The sequence below is a fragment of the Catellatospora sp. IY07-71 genome, from assembly GCF_018326265.1.
GTDB lineage: Bacteria > Actinomycetota > Actinomycetes > Mycobacteriales > Micromonosporaceae > Catellatospora.
Map to the genome: position 1 here is coordinate 6,595,003 of NZ_AP023360.1, position 15,709 is coordinate 6,610,711.

The 15,709-nt window shown below is 75.6% G+C and carries 14 protein-coding genes; 7 read left to right on the top strand and 7 right to left on the bottom strand.

Going from position 1 to position 15,709, the window contains the following annotated elements; genetic code table 11:
* Position 1: 1 nt before the first annotated feature.
* On the bottom strand, positions 2–1,612 hold the full coding sequence (locus CS0771_RS29330; RefSeq protein ID WP_212844018.1) for an NAD(P)/FAD-dependent oxidoreductase: 1,611 nt from the start codon (positions 1,610–1,612) through the stop codon (positions 2–4).
* A gap of 110 nt (positions 1,613–1,722) precedes the next feature.
* Between CS0771_RS29330 and CS0771_RS29335 the strand changes: the two genes are divergently transcribed.
* Entirely contained in the window at positions 1,723–2,265 is a 543-nt protein-coding gene (locus CS0771_RS29335) for a DUF4142 domain-containing protein (RefSeq protein WP_212844019.1), read from the top strand.
* A gap of 47 nt (positions 2,266–2,312) precedes the next feature.
* Here CS0771_RS29335 and CS0771_RS29340 read toward each other — a convergent pair whose 3' ends face one another.
* The 4 genes from CS0771_RS29340 to CS0771_RS29355 form a co-directional block, all read right to left on the bottom strand.
* Complete coding sequence (locus tag CS0771_RS29340) at positions 2,313–3,284, bottom strand: SDR family oxidoreductase (RefSeq protein ID WP_212844020.1); 972 nt, start codon at positions 3,282–3,284, stop codon at positions 2,313–2,315.
* Between the two features lie 50 nt (positions 3,285–3,334).
* Positions 3,335–4,612, bottom strand: coding sequence for an MFS transporter (locus CS0771_RS29345; RefSeq protein WP_212844021.1), 1,278 nt, complete (start codon positions 4,610–4,612; stop codon positions 3,335–3,337).
* Between the two features lie 85 nt (positions 4,613–4,697).
* A complete protein-coding gene (locus tag CS0771_RS29350) occupies positions 4,698–5,831 on the bottom strand; it encodes a glycosyltransferase family 2 protein (RefSeq protein ID WP_244871102.1) in 1,134 nt (377 codons plus the stop codon).
* On the bottom strand, positions 5,828–7,486 hold the full coding sequence (locus CS0771_RS29355; RefSeq protein WP_212844022.1) for a carbamoyltransferase C-terminal domain-containing protein: 1,659 nt from the start codon (positions 7,484–7,486) through the stop codon (positions 5,828–5,830). The genes CS0771_RS29350 and CS0771_RS29355 overlap by 4 nt, the downstream gene beginning before the upstream one ends.
* Positions 7,487–7,690: 204 nt before the next feature.
* On the opposite strand from CS0771_RS29355, the gene CS0771_RS29360 reads away from it, so the two are divergent.
* From CS0771_RS29360 to CS0771_RS29385, 6 genes are read left to right on the top strand one after another with little or no spacing between them, the layout of a single operon-like run.
* Complete coding sequence (locus CS0771_RS29360) at positions 7,691–9,247, top strand: HAD-IIIA family hydrolase (protein WP_212844023.1); 1,557 nt, start codon at positions 7,691–7,693, stop codon at positions 9,245–9,247.
* Positions 9,244–10,227, top strand: coding sequence for a glycosyltransferase family 4 protein (locus CS0771_RS29365; RefSeq protein WP_212844024.1), 984 nt, complete (start codon positions 9,244–9,246; stop codon positions 10,225–10,227). Before CS0771_RS29360 ends, CS0771_RS29365 begins: the two co-directional genes overlap by 4 nt.
* Positions 10,197–10,838, top strand: coding sequence for an SIS domain-containing protein (locus CS0771_RS29370; RefSeq protein WP_212844025.1), 642 nt, complete (start codon positions 10,197–10,199; stop codon positions 10,836–10,838). Before CS0771_RS29365 ends, CS0771_RS29370 begins: the two co-directional genes overlap by 31 nt.
* Positions 10,835–12,289, top strand: coding sequence for a PfkB family carbohydrate kinase (locus CS0771_RS29375; protein WP_244871103.1), 1,455 nt, complete (start codon positions 10,835–10,837; stop codon positions 12,287–12,289). The genes CS0771_RS29370 and CS0771_RS29375 overlap by 4 nt, the downstream gene beginning before the upstream one ends.
* Positions 12,286–12,969 (top strand): SDR family oxidoreductase, encoded by a 684-nt coding sequence (locus CS0771_RS29380; RefSeq protein ID WP_212844026.1) that lies wholly within the window; start codon positions 12,286–12,288, stop codon positions 12,967–12,969. Before CS0771_RS29375 ends, CS0771_RS29380 begins: the two co-directional genes overlap by 4 nt.
* On the top strand, positions 12,966–13,931 hold the full coding sequence (locus CS0771_RS29385) for a glycosyltransferase family 9 protein (protein WP_244871104.1): 966 nt from the start codon (positions 12,966–12,968) through the stop codon (positions 13,929–13,931). Before CS0771_RS29380 ends, CS0771_RS29385 begins: the two co-directional genes overlap by 4 nt.
* Before the next feature lie 141 nt (positions 13,932–14,072).
* Here CS0771_RS29385 and CS0771_RS29390 read toward each other — a convergent pair whose 3' ends face one another.
* Positions 14,073–14,807: an ABC transporter permease gene (locus CS0771_RS29390; RefSeq protein ID WP_212844027.1), complete on the bottom strand. Its 735-nt coding sequence runs from the start codon at positions 14,805–14,807 to the stop codon at positions 14,073–14,075.
* 13 nt (positions 14,808–14,820) lie between these two features.
* Positions 14,821–15,555 carry an ABC transporter ATP-binding protein gene (locus tag CS0771_RS29395; RefSeq protein ID WP_244871105.1) on the bottom strand — a complete coding sequence of 245 codons (735 nt, stop codon included), beginning with the start codon at positions 15,553–15,555 and terminating at the stop codon, positions 14,821–14,823.
* Positions 15,556–15,709 lie beyond the last annotated feature (154 nt).

The window sequence follows — 15,709 nt, forward strand, 5'->3', positions numbered from 1 at the left end:
GTCACCCGGCACGGTGCGGGCCGTAGACCAGGCGGTGTCCGGTGTCGATGACCGTACGGTAGAGGCCGCCGGTGACCGGCCGGGCGCGCGCGATCGCGGCCAGCGCCGCATTCGCGCCCGGCCCGCCGTGCACACCGGGCCCCGGATGCGCCGACGCCCCTGCCAGATAGAGCCGGTCGACGACCGTGTCCGAGCGGCCCAGGCCAGGCACGGGGCGCAGCATCAGCTGCTGCGCGATCGCCGCGGTGCCACCGCCCAGCGCACCGCCGACCATGTTCGCGTTCTCGTTGGCCAGCTCCGCCGGGCCCTGCACCGACCGGCCTATGACCAGTTCGGCGAAGCCCGGCGCGGCCGCCGTCAGCAGCTGCTCGATGCGGTGCGCGTACGCCGCGATCTCGGCGCTGTCCCGGTCGTTCCCGGACAGGCGGCGCGGCAGGTGCGTGTAGGCCCAATACGTCTCCGTGCCCGGCGGTGACCGCGTCGGATCCACCCGGCTCATCTGGCCCGTCAGCAGGAACGGCACCTCGGGGTCGTCCTCCACCGCCAGCGCCGCCGCCGACCGGCTCAACCCGGCCAGGTCCCCGCCCAGATGCACGGTGCCCGCCAGCTCCGCGCCCCCGGCGGCCCACGGCACCGGGCCCCGCAGCGCCCAGTCCACCTTCACCGTCGGCCGGTCGTAGCGGAACACCTCCAGATCCGCCAGCAGCCGCCGCGGCAGATGCGCGGCGCCGACCAGATCCCGATACAGGCTGGGGGCGTCCACATCGGCCAGCACCGCCCGCCGCGCCCGCCACGCACGCCCGTCGGCGGTCAGCACGCCCAGCGCCCGCCCGTGCCCGACCACCACCCGCGTCACCCGCGCGCCGCACACCAGCTCGCCCCCGCACGAGCGCAGCCGCCGGGCCAGCGCGTCGGTCAGCGCCTGCGCCCCGCCCTCCGGCGCCGGGAACCCGAACTGCTGCCCCAGCATGGCCAGCAGCCACCCGTACGCCCCCGACCCGGCCCCGTCCGGCCCCACGTCGGCGTGCATCGCGCAGCCGGTCAGCAGCAGCCTGGCCCCCTCCCCGTCGAACAGCTCCTGCCCCAGTTCGGTGACCGACAGCGCCATCAGCCGGGCCAGGCGCAGCAGCCCGGCGGACCCGGCACGCCGCAGCAGGGCGCCCGCCGCGCGCACCGGCGGGAACGGCGTGAACATCGTCTCGATCACGGCGTCGGCCAGCCGCCGCCAGTGCGCGTACGCCACCAGCCACCGCTCGCCGTCCCCCGCGGCGAACTCCTCCACCGACTCGGCCGTGCGCAGGGGATCCCGGTGCAGCAGCACGGCCCGGCCGTCGGGCAGCACGTGCGCCAGCACCGCCGGGGCGTGCCGCCAGATCAGCCCGTGCCGCTCCAGCTCCAGCCCGGACAGGATCGGCGAGCACGCGGCAAACGGGTAGAAAGCGCTGCACAGGTCGGCACGGAAGCCCGGCGCGGCGATGTCGGCGCTGCGCACCCCGCCGCCTGGCACGGCCGCCGCTTCCAGCAGCACCACGTCCCAGCCCGCATCCGCGAGCACATTGGCCGCGACGAGCCCGTTCGGGCCCGCGCCCACCACTACGGCGTCGGCGTCCACCGGTGTTCCGTACCCAGGAACCGGCCCGGCGATGCCTGCCCGTTTGAGGGCGGGTCGCGGACGGGTAGTGCTGCGGGATGCAGTGCACGCCTAGGAGGGGGTTGAACATCATGGGACTGTGCAAACGCATGTTCGTGCTGCTCGCGGCGCTGGCCGTGACGATGGTCGGCGGCGCCGGCGCCGCGATGGCCGCGGTGCAGCCGTCGGAACAGGACAACTCGTGGATCGTCGCGGCGCACCAGGCGAACCTGGCGGAGATCGCCACGGGCAAGATGGCGCAGGACAAAGGCACCTCGGCGGTGGTCAAGGACCTCGGTGAACGGTTCGTGACCGACCACACCAAACTCGACGACTCGCTCAAGACGCTGGCAGGCGATCTCAACGTGACCCTGCCCACCGAGCCGAACGCCGAGCAGAAGGCCGTCGCGCAGCAGCTCTCCGACACCGCGGCCGGGGCGGACTTCGACAAGATGTGGATCGAGCAGCAGCTGGCCGCACACGCCAAGAGCATGACGGCGACCCAGCAGCAGATCGACAAGGGCGAGGCGGCCCAGGTCAAGCAGGCGGCCGAGCAGGCGCTGCCGATCATCAAGGCACACCACGAGGCGCTCATGAAGGCCGCGCCGAACTTCGGCGTCCAGCCCAACCAGTAACGCGAATGATCGAAGCTCCCGTCCTGGCGACCAGGCGGGAGCTTCCGCTATGAGACCCGGGCCCCGTTGAGGTGGTGGCGCACCTTCGCCAGGGCCGTGCCCGGGAGACCCGCCAGCGTGGCCGGAGTGAGCCGCCACCCGCCCTCGACACCGCGCGGGGCCTCGACGGGCTCGAACAGGTTGCCGTCGGACGGCGGCTCCGGGCGGCCGAACTGCGCGAGCTGCCCGTACAGCGAGAGCAGGCGCTCGGCCAGCGCCGGGGCCAGCCGCCACTGCCACATCACGGTCGAGGACGCCCGGCCGACGAAGCTCTGCCGCCGGGGGTGCTCCAGCAGCCGTACGATCCGGTCGGCCACCTCCTGCGGCGGGCTCAGCGGCCGCGGCGGCAGCACCTGGCGGCCCATCTGGTTGGCGGCCCACGCGAACAGCGGCGTGTCCAGCGAGCCGGGCAGCACCGTGCACACCGACACCTCGGCCACGCCGTCGGCCCGCAGCTCCTGCCGCAGGCTGTCGGCCATGCCCTGTACCGCGTGCTTGGCCATGATGTACGCCCCCAGGTACGGCAGCGACACCTCGGACAGCACCGAGCCGACGACGATCAGCACCCCTCCCCCGGCGGCGCGCAGCCGCGGCACGGCGGCCCGGGCCCCGTGCAGGTAGCCGAACACGTCCACGTCGATGGTGCGGCGCACCTGGTCCAGCGGCAGGTCCAGCAGGCGGCCGTACAGGGCCACCCCGGCGTTGTTGATCCAGGCGTCGACGTGGCCGAAGCGCTCCTGGGCGGCCTCGGCCAGCCGCTCCACGGCGTCCGGGTCGGCGGTGTCGGTCGGCACCTCCAGCACGTCGGCGCCCAGCTGGCGGCACTGCTCGCCGATCTGGGCCAGGCCGCGCGGGCTGCGGGCGGCCAGCACGAGCTGGGCGCCCCGGCGAGCCAGGGTCAGTGCCGTGGCGGCGCCGACCCCGCTGGAGGCGCCGGTGATCACGACGGTGGACTCGATGATCGATCTGGTCAGTGGCATCCGCTAGCAGTACCCGCCCCAGCTGCGGCTACACGGCCGGGACGGGGTGATCAGGCGGTGGCGGGCACGGGCCGGCCGAGCGTGGCGCGCAGGGTGAGCCGCAGCTGGCGGCCACGCAGCGGCAGCCCGGCCCGCCGGGCCATGGCCGCCCCGGCCACCGCCGAGGCCAGCACGGTGGCCACGCCCGCGAGCACCAGCGCGGTGCGCGCCCCGGCCTGCTCGGACAGCAGGCCGAGCAGCGGCGCTCCGGCCGCGCCCGCGATCGAGCTGGTCATCGCCAGCGCGGCGAGCACCCGGCCGCGCATGTCGGCGCGGGTGTCCAGCTGCACCCGGGTGGCCACGGTGGTGTCGATGAGCACCGCGCCCGCCGCGATGGGCAGCATGGCCAGGGCGAAGCTCCAGGTGTCCGGGGCAAGCCCGGCCAGCACCTGGAGCACGCTGGTGACCAGGCCCGCGCCGATGAGGGTGCGGTAGCCCAGCGCCGGGCGGCGGGCGGCGAGGAAGCCGCCGACGACGGTCCCGGCGGCGAAGACGGTGGAGAGCATGGCGTAGCCGCCCGCCCCCGCGTGCAGCGGGCCGTCGCTCATCGCGGCCATGGTGACCTGGTAGTTGCGCCCGAGACTGCCCAGCACCAGGGCCAGCCCGAGCGTGATCAGGACCATCGGCTGGCGCAGCAGGTACGCGAGCGCGCCGCCCCGCGCCCGTGGGGCCGTGTCCGCCGCCGGCACCTGGAGCGGGTGCAGATCGCGGGGGCGGATGGCGAGCACCGCGAGGACCACGGCCGCGAAGCTGAGCGCGTTCGCGCCGAACAGCACGGCCGGGCCCGCGGCGGCCACCACGACGCCGCCCAGGCTCATGCCGAGGATCCGGCCGAGCGAGCTGACCAGCGAACCCAGCGACAGCGCGTTGCCGAGCGCGGACTGCGGCACGGTGGTGGCGGCGAAGCGGCCCATGACCGGGCCCTCCAGCGCGGCCACGGCGCCGCCGAGCACGGAGACGGCGTACACCAGCGCCAGGTCGCCGCCGGACGGGCTCCAGGCGATCAGCGCGAGGGCGGCGGCGAGCGCGGCGTGGGCCAGCTGGGTGGCGATGAGCAGCGGCCGCACGGGCAGCCGGTCGGCGAGCATCCCGCCCAGGCCGCCGAGGACGAGCACGGGCAGGGTCTGCAGCATGATCGCGGCGCCCATCCGGGCGGCCGAGCCGGTCTCCTGCAGGACGTACCAGTTGACGCCGAGCACCTGCATCCAGGTGCCGACGACGGAGACCAGACACGCGCCGGTCCAGACGCGGAAGCCGCGGTGACGCAGCGCGGCGAAGGTCGACTGCACAGCTTTGTGCCCTTCTCACCGGGGGTGGGCGGAAGGGGCAAGTGTGCAAGTGCGTCAGTGTGCGCGGGCCGGACAGTGACCCGGTTCACGCCCGGCGGGAGGTTTGAAACCGCTGGTCAGGCCGTTCGGAGGAGCCCGGATGAGCTGCGCGGCGGGTGCCGGTGACCATACGGGCGTCACGGGCGGCGAACCAGCCGCGCAGCCAGTGGTAGGTGGCCATGGGCGGAATGAGCACGCTGGTGGCGACCATGGTCAGGCGCTCGGCGGCCTGCGGCGGGCCGGGCCGGATGCGCGCGAGCGCGAACTCCCCCGTGCCCGCCGCCCAGCCCAGGGCGCTCGCCGCGCAGGTGACGGCGGCCGTGCGCCGGGTCGCCGGGCGGCGGGTCAGCGCGGTCACCACCCCGGAGACCACGGCCAGCACGCCGCACGCGGTGATGGCGGTGTGCCGGGTGCGGCGGCCGCGCGGCACCTCCAGCAGCTGCCGCCAGCGCGGGCCGTACAGGCGGCGCAGCAGCGCGTCGTCGGCGTTGCCGCGCTGGGTGCGCACGCTCACCCAGCGGTCCTCGGACCGCACCGGGTGGCGTACCCGGCGCAGCCCGTGGCGCAGCTGCCAGCCCGCCGCGCGCACGCGGAACGCCAGCTCGGCGTCCTCCCGGTAGGCGCGCGGGAAGCGCTCGTCGAAGCCGCCCGCGGCGGCCAGCGCCTCGCGGCGGTACGCCATGTCGGCGGTGATCCAGCGGCCGGTCTCCAGGCCCGCGGTGCAGCGCTCCCAGTCGGTGGGCCGCCGGTCATGCGGCAGCGGCACCTCGATCCGCCCCAGCACCCCGCCGACCGGGTCCGGTGCGGCCAGGTCGTGCAGCAGCGCGCGCAGCCAGCCGGGGCGCGGCAGCACGTCGTCGTCGAGGAAGGCCACCCACGGGTGCCGCGCGTGCCGCCAGCCGACGTTGCGGGCGGCGGCCGGGCCCGCGCCGCGCCCGGCCAGCACTCGGGTGCACGCCCGCAGCGCAGCGGGCACGGTCACCTCGACCGGCCGGTCTCTGACGATCAGCAGCTCGACGGGCGCACCGTCGCCGACCTCCCGGGCCAGGATGCGCAGCAGCGCGTCGAGGCTCGGCCGCCCGACGGTCGGGATCACGATGCTGACCCCGCCGCCGGGCGGCGACCACGGCAGGCCGCCGCCGCTGACCGGGCGCACCAGGTGCGGATGCACGGCGGTCACGCCCCGCCGAACGCCGCCGCTCGGCGGACCGTGTACGGGCCGAGCACCAGCAGCGCCACCGGCGCCGCCCCGAACAGCTCCATGGCCTGGCGGGGCGTGTCGACGATGGGCTGCCCCGCGATGTTGAGCGACGTGTTGACCAGCACCGGCAGCCCGGTACGGCGGTCGAACTCGGCCAGCACCGAGGCCATCCGCGGCTCGGCGGCCGGGTCGACCGTCTGCACCCGTGCCGTGCCGTCGACGTGCACCACGGCCGGGATGCGCTCCCGCCAGCCGTCCCGCACCCGGTGCGTGAACAGCATGTACGGGCTGGGCAGCTGCCCCTCGAAGATCTCCGCCGCACGCCCGGCCAGCACCATCGGGGCCACCGGCCGGAAGTGCTCGCGGCCCTTGATGTCGTTGAGCCGGGCGGTGGTGGCCGGATCGCCCGGGTTGGCCAGCAGCGAGCGGTGCCCCAGCGCGCGGGGGCCGTACTCGGCGCGCCCGTCGTACCAGGCGACCACGCCGTTGTCCGCCAGCACTCGCGCCACGACGGCGGCCAGGTCGCCGGGGCGTTCGTACGGCAGCGCGGCGCGGATGAGCTCCGCCTCCAGCTCGGCGTCGGGGAAGCCGCGGCCCAGGTCCGCGCCGGGCATGGGCTCCGGCAGCACGTCGGCCTCGGCGCTCAGGTGCAGCGCCGCGCCCAGTGCGGTGCCCGCGTCGCCCGCGGCGGGCTGGACCCATACCCGCTGATAGGGCCCTTCCGCCGCGAGACGGGCGTTGGCGACGCAGTTGAGGGCGACGCCGCCCGCCATCGCGAGCCGGGCCGGGCCGCCGGCCGCGTCGTGCAGCCAGCCGGCCAGTTCCAGCAGGACCTCCTCCAGCCGGCGCTGCACGCTGGCGGCCAGGTCGGCGTGCTCGGGGTCGAGCCGGTCGTCCTCGCCGTGCCGGGGCTTGGCCAGCGCGGCCCAGTCCACGGCCGCGACCTGGAAGCCGCCGTCGGCAGTGGTCCGCACCAGCTCGCGGAACAGCGGCAGGAAACGGGGCCGGCCGTAGGAGGCCAGGGCCATCACCTTGTACTCGTCGCTGGAGCGCAGGAAGCCCAGGTGCGCGGTGAGGTCCTCGTAGAGCAGCCCGAGCGAGTGCGGCAGCCGCTGCCCGGCCAGCACCTCCAGCCGCCCGTCGCGGTAGCGCCCGGCCAGGTGGCTGGCGGCCTCGCCGCGCCCGTCCAGGACCAGGACCGCGGTGTCCTCGTCCGGCGGGTACGGCGCGGCCAGCGCGGCCGAGGCGGCATGCGCGACGTGGTGGGGCACGAACCGGACGGCGGCCGGGTCGAGGCCCGGCAGCGCCTCGGCGAGGAACGCCGGGGCGCGGCGGGCGTAGTCCTGGCGCAGCCAGTCCCACGGGTCGTCCAGGCCCAGCTCGTCCGCGGGCGCGCAGCGGCCGGGGTCGAAGGAGTAGCCGACCGCGTCAAGCTCGTCCGCGCCGATGCCGGCCTCGTCGAGGCACCAGCGGGCCGACAGCACCGGCAGCTCCCAGGCGGAGAACGGCACCGGCCGCTTGCCGTGCTTGCGGCGGCTGAACCGCTCCTCCTCGGCGGCCGCGACGGTCGTCCCGTCCACCACCAGGGCCGCCGCCGGGTCGTGGAACACCGCGTTGATCCCGAGCACCTTCATGAGGCCACCCGTTCCCCGGCAAAACTCCGGCCAATCTGACTTCTACCGCAAATCTCCTGGCAGGAGATTTTTCTCCTTGTCGGAGTTCGGCAATCTCCAGCGAGGACGTTTCCGTCTTTGCCGGTACGCCAGGCGATCTTCGCGTTTGGGAAGATCCGGACAGGGTACGGCCACCGGGTGCTCGACACAGTTGATGACAACAGCGTGACCAGGGTCTTCGACGCGGTGCTGTGCGACCGGGACGACACCCTGATCCGCGACGTACCCCGCATCAGCGACCCCGGCCTGGTCGTGCCGATGCCCGGCGCGCGGCGGGCGCTGGACCGGCTGCGCGCCGCGGGCCTGCGCATCGGCGTGGTGTCGAACCAGGCGGCTGTCGGTGACGGGTACACCACCCGGGCACAGGCCGACGCCGTCGACGCGCGCGTCGAGCAGCTGCTCGGGCCCTTCGGCAGCTGGCAGCTGTGCTGCCACACCCGCGACGGCGGCTGCGGCTGCCGCAAACCCGCACCGGGACTGATCCAGGCCGCCGCCCGCGAGCTGGGCGTGCTCCCCCACCGCTGTGTCGTGATCGGAGACATCGGCACCGACCTGGCCGCCGCGGCCGCCGCGGGCGCGACCGGCCTGCTCGTGCCCACCGCACGGACCAGGGCCGAGGAGATCAGCGCCGCCGCGTACCGCGCGGACGACCTCGGGGCGGCGGCGGACTGGATCCTCGCCCGCCAGGATGTCCTGCGGCCAGGTCCGGCCCGGTCCGGCCAGCCCGGTCACGTGCTGGCCGTACGCACCGATTCCGCCGGGGACGTGCTGCTCATGGGACCCGCGATCCGCGCGCTGGCCACCCACGCCCGTGAGGTGACCCTGCTGACCGGCCCGCTGGGCGAGGCGGCCGGGCGGTTGCTGCCCGGCGTGACGCGCACGCTCGTCTGGCGGACGCCGTGGATCGAGCGCGATGCGGCGGCAGTCGAACCGTCCGAGGTGGACCGTCTGGTCCGGACCGTGCGCGAGCTGAGCGTCGACGAGGCCGTGGTGTTCACCTCCTTCCACCAGTCGCCCCTGCCGATGGCGCTGCTGCTGCGGCTGGCCGGGGTCGGGCGGATCAGCGCGATCAGCGAGGACTACCCCGGCGCGCTGCTGGACGTGCGCCACCACGTGCCCGACGACCTGCCGGAGGCCCAGCGCGCGCTGTCGCTGGCGGCCGCGGCGGGACACGTCCTCCCTGACGGCGACGACGGCCGGTTGCGTACGAACCTTCCAGCTGCGGATACACGCGGCCGGCTCGTCGTCGTCCACCCCGGCGCGAACGCGGGCGCGCGTGGCATTCCGCGTAAACGGGCGGTGGGGATCGTGCAGGCGCTGGCGCAGGCCGGATACGAGGTCGCCGTCACCGGCGGGCCGGGCGAGGCGGAGCTGACCGCCGAGGTCGCCGGAGACGTTGCCACCGATCTGGGCGGGCAGACCGACTGGGCGGCGCTCGGCCGGCTGCTGGCGCGCTCCGCCTGCCTGGTCGTCGGCAACACCGGACCGGCGCACCTGGCCGCCGCGGTCGGCACGCCCGTGGTCAGCCTGTACGCCCCCACGGTGCCGTTGGCGCGCTGGGGCCCGTACGCCGTGCCGCACGTGCGCCTCGGCGACCCCGACGCGCCCTGCCGCGACAGCCGGGCGGTCAACTGCACCCTGCCCGGCCATCCGTGCCTCGGCGCGATCGACCCGAACGAGGTGGTCGCCGCCGTGGACCGTCTTCTCGGGAGCGCGTCATGAGAATCCTGCTCTGGCACGTGCACGCCGCCTGGACCACCGCGTTCCTGCAAGGGCCGCACACCTACCTGGTGCCGGTCACCGCCGATCGCGGCCCGTACGGGCGGGGCCGCGCCCAGACCTACGACTGGCCGGGCTCCTGTGTGGAGCTGAGCCCGGCCGAGCTGGCCGAGACCGACGTGGACCTGCTGGTGCTCCAGCGGCCCGAGGAGTGGGCGCTGGCCGCGCGCTGGCTGCGCCGCACCCCGGGCCGCGACGTGCCGGTGGTGTACGTGGAGCACAACACCCCGCGCCGCGACGTGCCCGACAGCCCGCATCCGATGGCCGACCGCGACGACGTGACCCTGGTGCACGTCAGCCACTTCAACGACCTGTTCTGGAACTCGGGCGGCACCCGCACGGTCGTGGTCGAGCACGGCATCTGCCCGCCCGCGGCCGGGTACACCGGCGAGCTGGCCCGGGTCGGCGTGGCGATCAACGAGCCGCTGCGGCGCTGGCGGGTCACCGGAACCGACCTGTTGCCCCGGTTCTGCGAGGTGGCCGAGCTGGACGTGTTCGGCATCGGCGCCGGGCGGCTGCGCGGCCTGCTCCCGCCCGCCACCGGCCTGTACGACGACCCCCCGCAGCACGAGCTGCACCGGCAGCTGGCCCGCCGCCGCGTCTACCTGCACCCGATGCGGTGGACGTCGCTGGGCCTGAGCCTGCTGGAGGCCATGATGATCGGCGTTCCGGTGGTCGTGCTGGCCACCACGGAGGCCGTGGAAGCCGTGCCGCCGCAGTCCGGCGTGCTGTCCACGCGGGTGGACACGCTGGTCGAGGCGGTGCGCTGGCTGATCAAGGATCCCGAGACCGCCACCGAGGTCGGCTTGCGGGGCCAGGCAGCGGTCCGCGCCCGCTACGGGCTCGACCGGTTCCTCGCCGCCTGGGAGCGGCTGTTCAAGGAGGTGGCGCCATGTATGTCGACTCCATCGACGGCAAGGTGATCCACAGTCACCTGCGCCGGCTGCAGCAGACCGCGAGCGCGTTCGAGCCGGAGGCGGGCAAGCTCGCCCGGTGGGGGCTGGTGCTGGCCCGTACGCTGATCGGCGGCGGGCGGCTGCTGGTCGCCGGGAACGGCGGCTCCGCCGCGCAGGCGCAGCATCTGGCCGCCGAGTTCGTCGGCAAGCTGCGCGAGGACCGCATCCCGCTCTCGGCGATCGCGCTGACCGCCGACACCTGCGGGCTCACCGCGATCGCCAACGACTACGGATACGGCCACGTGTTCGCCCGGCAGGTGCGGGCCCACGGGCAGCCGGGCGACGTGCTGCTGCTCATCTCGACCAGCGGCCGCAGCCCGAACCTGCTGGAGGCCGCCGACACCGGCCGGGCGCTGGGCATGCGCATCTGGGCGTTCACGGGCGACCGGCCCAACCCGCTGGCCGAGCGATGCGCCGAGGCGCTGGCCGTGCCCAGCAACGACACCCAGATGGTGCAGGAGCTGCACCTGGCCGCCGCCCACCTGCTGTGCGAGTACGTCGACGCGGCACTGCCCCGCGCGCACGGCGCGCCGCCGTCCCCGGTCGAGCTGCGGGTCATGGCGGGAGCCCCGCGATGACCCCGCAGCTGCTGGTGGTGGGCGACTCGCTGCTCGATCTGGACGTGGCGGGCAGCGTGGACCGGATCAGCCCGGACGCGCCGGTGCCCGTGTTCGAGGAGGGCGACGCCACCGCCCGGCCCGGCGGTGCCGCGCTCGCCGCGACGCTGCTCGCGCTGCACGGGCACCGGGTGCGGCTGCTGACCGCGATCGGCGCCGACGAGGCCGGGCAGCGCCTGCGCGGCCTGCTCGACGAACACGGCGTCGAGGTGCTGCCGCTGCCCTATCGGGGACACACCCCGGAGAAGATCCGGCTGCTCAGCGGGCGGCAGGTGGTGCTGCGGCTGGACCGCTCGGCGGTCACCGAGCCGGTCGGCGAGCCGGCGGAGACCGCGCTGGTGGCGCTGGCCCAAGCCGACGGCGTGCTCGTCGCCGACTACGGGCGCGGCGTCACCAGCGCCAACGAGCTGCGCCGGGTGCTGGCCACGGTCGCCGGCAGCCGGCCGGTGGTGTGGGACCCGCACCCGCGCAGCCGCGGCCCGGTGCACGGGATGCGCCTGGTCACCCCGAACGAGCACGAGCTGCCCGCCGACGACGACGGGACCGCCCCGCACGCCGACCGGCTCGGCGCGCTGACCCGCCGCGCCGCGACCGCGCGGCTGGTCTGGCGCGCGGGCGCGGTCGCGCTGACCCTCGGCGCGCAGGGCGCGCTGCTGGCCGACGGCAGCCCCGTGCCACTGGTCGTCGCCCCGCCGCTGGTCGGCGAAGGCGACACCTGCGGCGCCGGGGACCGGTTCGCGGGAGCGGCCACGGCCGCACTGGCCGAGGGCGCGCTGGCATCCGAGGCGGTGCAGGTCGCGGTCGCGGCGGCGGCCCGGTTCGTGGCCTGCGGCGGCGCGCAGCACTACCGGCAGGACAGCCCCGCGGCGCCTGCGCCCGGCGCGTTCGGGCTGGCGGCAGCCTGCGAGGTGGTCGCCCGGACCCGGGCCGCGGGCGGGCGGGTGGTGGCCACCGGCGGCTGCTTCGACCTGCTGCACGCCGGGCACGTGGCCACCCTGCGCGCAGCCCGCGACCTCGGCGACTGCCTGGTGGTCTGCGTGAACTCCGACCGCAGCGTACGCGGGCTGAAGGGCGCGGGCCGGCCGCTGGTCGGCCAGGACGACCGCGCGCAGACGCTGGCCGCGCTCGGCTGCGTCGACGCGGTGGTGGTGTTCGACGACGCGACGCCGCTCGGGGTGCTGGAGCACCTGCGCCCGGACGTGTGGGTCAAGGGCGGCGACTACAACCTGCAGGAGCCCGGCGCGGCCCAGCCCTCCGGCGGCGTGCTGCCGGAGGCCGACCGGGTCCGGGACTGGGGCGGGCAGTGCGTGCTGGTGCCGTATGTGGCCGGGCACTCCACCACCGCCCTGATCCACAGCGCCCGGCGCACGGCACCCGCCGCGCCGGAGGAGGCACGAAGGAGCACGCCATGAACGCCAACCCGGGACGGGTGCTGGTCAGCGGCGGCGCGAGCGGCCTGGGCGCCGCCGTGGTGCGGGCGGTCGCCGACGCGGGCGGCAAACCGTACACGGTGGACCGGCAGCCGGTCGACGGCGACGGCGTGGTCGCCGACGTGGCCGACACCGCGGCGGTGACCGCGGCCGTCACCGAGCTGGCCCAGCGGACCGGCGGGTTCGACGCGGTGGTCACCGCGGCGGGCTGGGACCGGCCCGGCCGCCTGGCCGACGTGCCCGCCGACGAGTGGGATCAGGTGGTCAGGATCGACCTGCTCGGCACCGCGGCGGTGGTCCGCGCCGTGCTGCCGCACCTGCCGGTGACCGGCGGGCACGTGGTCACCATCGCCTCGACGCTGGGCCTGCGCGCGCTGTCGGACGCCACGGCGTACTGCGCCGCCAAGTTCGGCGTGGTCGGGTTCACCCGGGCGCTGGCCGTCGAGCTGGCCGGGCAGGTCGATGTGACGCTGCTGATCCCGGGCGGGATGCGCACCGCCTTCTTCGACGGCCGCACCGAGCAGTACAAGCCCGGCGCGGACGCCGCGCTCAACGACCCGGCGTACGTGGCGAACGCGGTCCTGTTCGCACTGAGCCAGCCGCCCGGCTGCGCGGTCCGGGAGCTGATCGTGTGCCCCGACCGGGAGCCGTCCTACCCGTGACCGGCCCTCCGGCGGACATCCTGGTGCTGCGCGCGCTGGGCATCGGGGACCTGGCGACGGGCGTCCCGGCGCTGCGCGGCCTGCGCGCGGCGTACCCGGCGGCGGCGCTCACCCTCGCCGCCCCGGCCTGGCTCGCTCCGCTGGTGGATCTCATCGGTGCCGTCGACCGGCTCGACCCGGTCGACGGCCTGCGCTCGCGGCCGGGCTGGGGCCGGTACGACCTCACGGTCAACCTGCACGGCCGGGGGCCGCAGTCGCACCGGCTGCTGGCCCCGCTCGGTGTCCCGCTGTGGGCGTTCCGCAACCCCGAGGCGGGCTGCCTGATCGGTCCCGAGTGGCGGCCTGACGAGCACGAGGTGGCCCGCTGGTGCCGCCTGGTCGCCTGGTACGGCGCTCCGGCCGATCCGGCCGACCTGAGGCTGTCCGCCCCGCGCGCGGCGCCCGCCGAGGCCGGGGCGACGCTGGTGCATCCCGGCGCCAAGGCCCCGGCCCGGCGCTGGCCGCCCGAGCGGTTCGCCGCCGTGGCCCGCGCCCTGTCCGGCGCCGGGCACCGGGTCCTGATCACCGGATCCGCCGGTGACGCGGCATTGGCCCGGCACGTGGCCGGCCTCGCCGGTCTACCCGGATCGCAGGCGGTGGCCGGGCGGACCGACATCGGCGAGCTGGCCGGGCTCGTCGCGCACGCCCGGCTGGTGGTGTGCGGCGACACGGGCATCGGCCACCTGGCCACCGCGTACGGGACCCCGTCGGTGGTCCTGTTCGCCGAGCTGGGCCCGCACCTGTGGGGACCACCGGCCGCCCGCCCATGGCATCGGGCACTGTGGCGCGCGGATCTGGCCGGCGAACCACCCGCCGCCGACACGCCGCATCCGGCGCTGGCCGCGTTGACCGCCGCAGAGGTCGTCGTCGCGGCCGGGCAGGCCATCGGCGACAGGAGCCACGCATCGCACCGGTTGCTGTAGCCGTGGTCACCTGAACCAGGTCTTCGACGAGGCGAACCACCGGTCGGCGCGAGGCCTGCGTGCGGCGCTGTTCGGCGGGGATGGGGCCGGTGCCCGCGCACAGCCGAGCGGCCGCCGCGGGCACCGGTTCCGTCCTGCCGGTCAGGCGACGTCCTGGCGGGTGGTGAACGCGATCGCGGCAGCCGCGAACAGCACCGCGTATCCGGCCAGCAGCGCGGCGGCACCCCACTGGGGCAGCCCGTCGGCGATGGAGGCCGGGATCCGCCCAACGGCGGTGCCTGCCGAGAACGGCAGGTACCTGGTGACGTCGCGGCCCACGAGCTGCCCGACGACGCCTTCGACCAGCGTCAGCCAGGCCAGCGCACCGGCCACCGCGACGGCGAGGTTGCGCACCAGCGCCCCGATGCCGACGCCGATCGCGGCGAACGCCGCGTTCCACACCACCCCGCCGGCCGCGGTGCGCCACAGCTCGGCGTCCGACCAGGGCATGCTGTGCCCGGCCGCGGTCAGCCACCCATAAGTCACGGCGAGCGACACCACCGCGCCCGCGGCGCCGAGCCCGAACCCGGCCAGGGTGGTGAGGGTCAGCTTCGCCGCCACGACCCGGCCGCGGCGGGGGCTGCCGAGGTAGGTGTCGGTGATCGTCTTGTGGCGGTACTCCCCCGCGACCGCGACGATCCCGAGCACCAGCGCGATCAGCGAGGTCAGGCCGACGTGCGCGACGGCGCCGATCGCGGTCGTGGCCTGGTCGAGGGGCATGTTGGACAGCGGCCCGGCAGCGCCCGCGGTGATCAGGACGAGCTGGACGGCCAGCAGGATGGCGAACCCGCGGGTGGTGCGCAGCTTGAGCCATTCGTTTCCGATGAGCTTGAGCACGGTGGTGGTCTCCTCAGCGCGTCGCGGCGGCGGTGTCGTGCTGGTCGGTGGTCAGGCGCAGGAACGCGTCCTCCAGGGAGCCCGCGTGCTCGCGCAGCCGGTCCATCGGCCCGTCGAAGGTGAGCCGGCCACCGGCCAGGATGACCACATGGTCGGCGGTCTGGGCGACCTCGGACAGGACGTGACTGGACACGATCACCGTGCGGCCGGTGGCGGCCCGCCCGCGCAGCAGCTCCCGCAGCCACGCCATGCCCGCTGGGTCCAGGCCGTTGGCGGGCTCGTCGAGCACCAGCACCTGCGGGTCGCCCAGCAGCGCGGCCGCCAGGCCGAGCCGCTGGCGCATTCCCAGCGAGTACCCGCCGACCCGGCGCCCGGCGGCCTCGGACAGGCCGACCTCGTCGAGGACCTCCTCGACCCGGGTGGCCGGCAGGCCGGCGGAGTGAGCGGCGATGCGCAGGTGGTCGCGGCCCCGGCGGCCCGGGTGGAAGCCGGTGGCCTCCAGCACCGCGCCGACCGTGCGGCGCGGATCCGGCAGGTCCGCGTACGGTCGGCCGCAGATCAGCGCCTGCCCGGCGGTCGGCCGGATCAGGCCCAGCATCATGCGCAACGTCGTGGTCTTGCCCGCGCCGTTCGGCCCGAGGAAGCCGGTCACCTGGCCGGCGGGCACGTCGAAGCTCAGCTCCCGCACCGCCTGCACCGGGCCGAAGTGTTTACTCAGTCCGCGGACCGAGATGTCGATGGATGTCACGGAAGACCTTTCGTCGACGGCCGGGCACACCCGTCCCGGCAACAGCCCTCACCATCCCCGCCGGCACCCGGCCGCGTCGTCGCCTGCGCGCGCCATCTTCGACGTACCACGGATGCGGTACGCCACCTACCACCGCCAGGCGATGCGGCCCGCA

Excerpts from the sequence above, each read along its gene's own strand:
- CS0771_RS29335 (WP_212844019.1), top strand. The coding sequence starts at position 1,723 with ATGGGACTGTGCAAACGCATGTTCGTGCTGCTCGCGGCGCTGGCCGTG.
- CS0771_RS29340 (WP_212844020.1), bottom strand. The coding sequence starts at position 3,284 with ATGCCACTGACCAGATCGATCATCGAGTCCACCGTCGTGATCACCGGC.
- CS0771_RS29355 (WP_212844022.1), bottom strand. The coding sequence starts at position 7,486 with ATGAAGGTGCTCGGGATCAACGCGGTGTTCCACGACCCGGCGGCGGCC.
- CS0771_RS29365 (WP_212844024.1), top strand. The coding sequence starts at position 9,244 with ATGAGAATCCTGCTCTGGCACGTGCACGCCGCCTGGACCACCGCGTTC.
- CS0771_RS29370 (WP_212844025.1), top strand. The coding sequence starts at position 10,197 with ATGTATGTCGACTCCATCGACGGCAAGGTGATCCACAGTCACCTGCGC.
- CS0771_RS29375 (WP_244871103.1), top strand. The coding sequence starts at position 10,835 with ATGACCCCGCAGCTGCTGGTGGTGGGCGACTCGCTGCTCGATCTGGAC.
- CS0771_RS29380 (WP_212844026.1), top strand. The coding sequence starts at position 12,286 with ATGAACGCCAACCCGGGACGGGTGCTGGTCAGCGGCGGCGCGAGCGGC.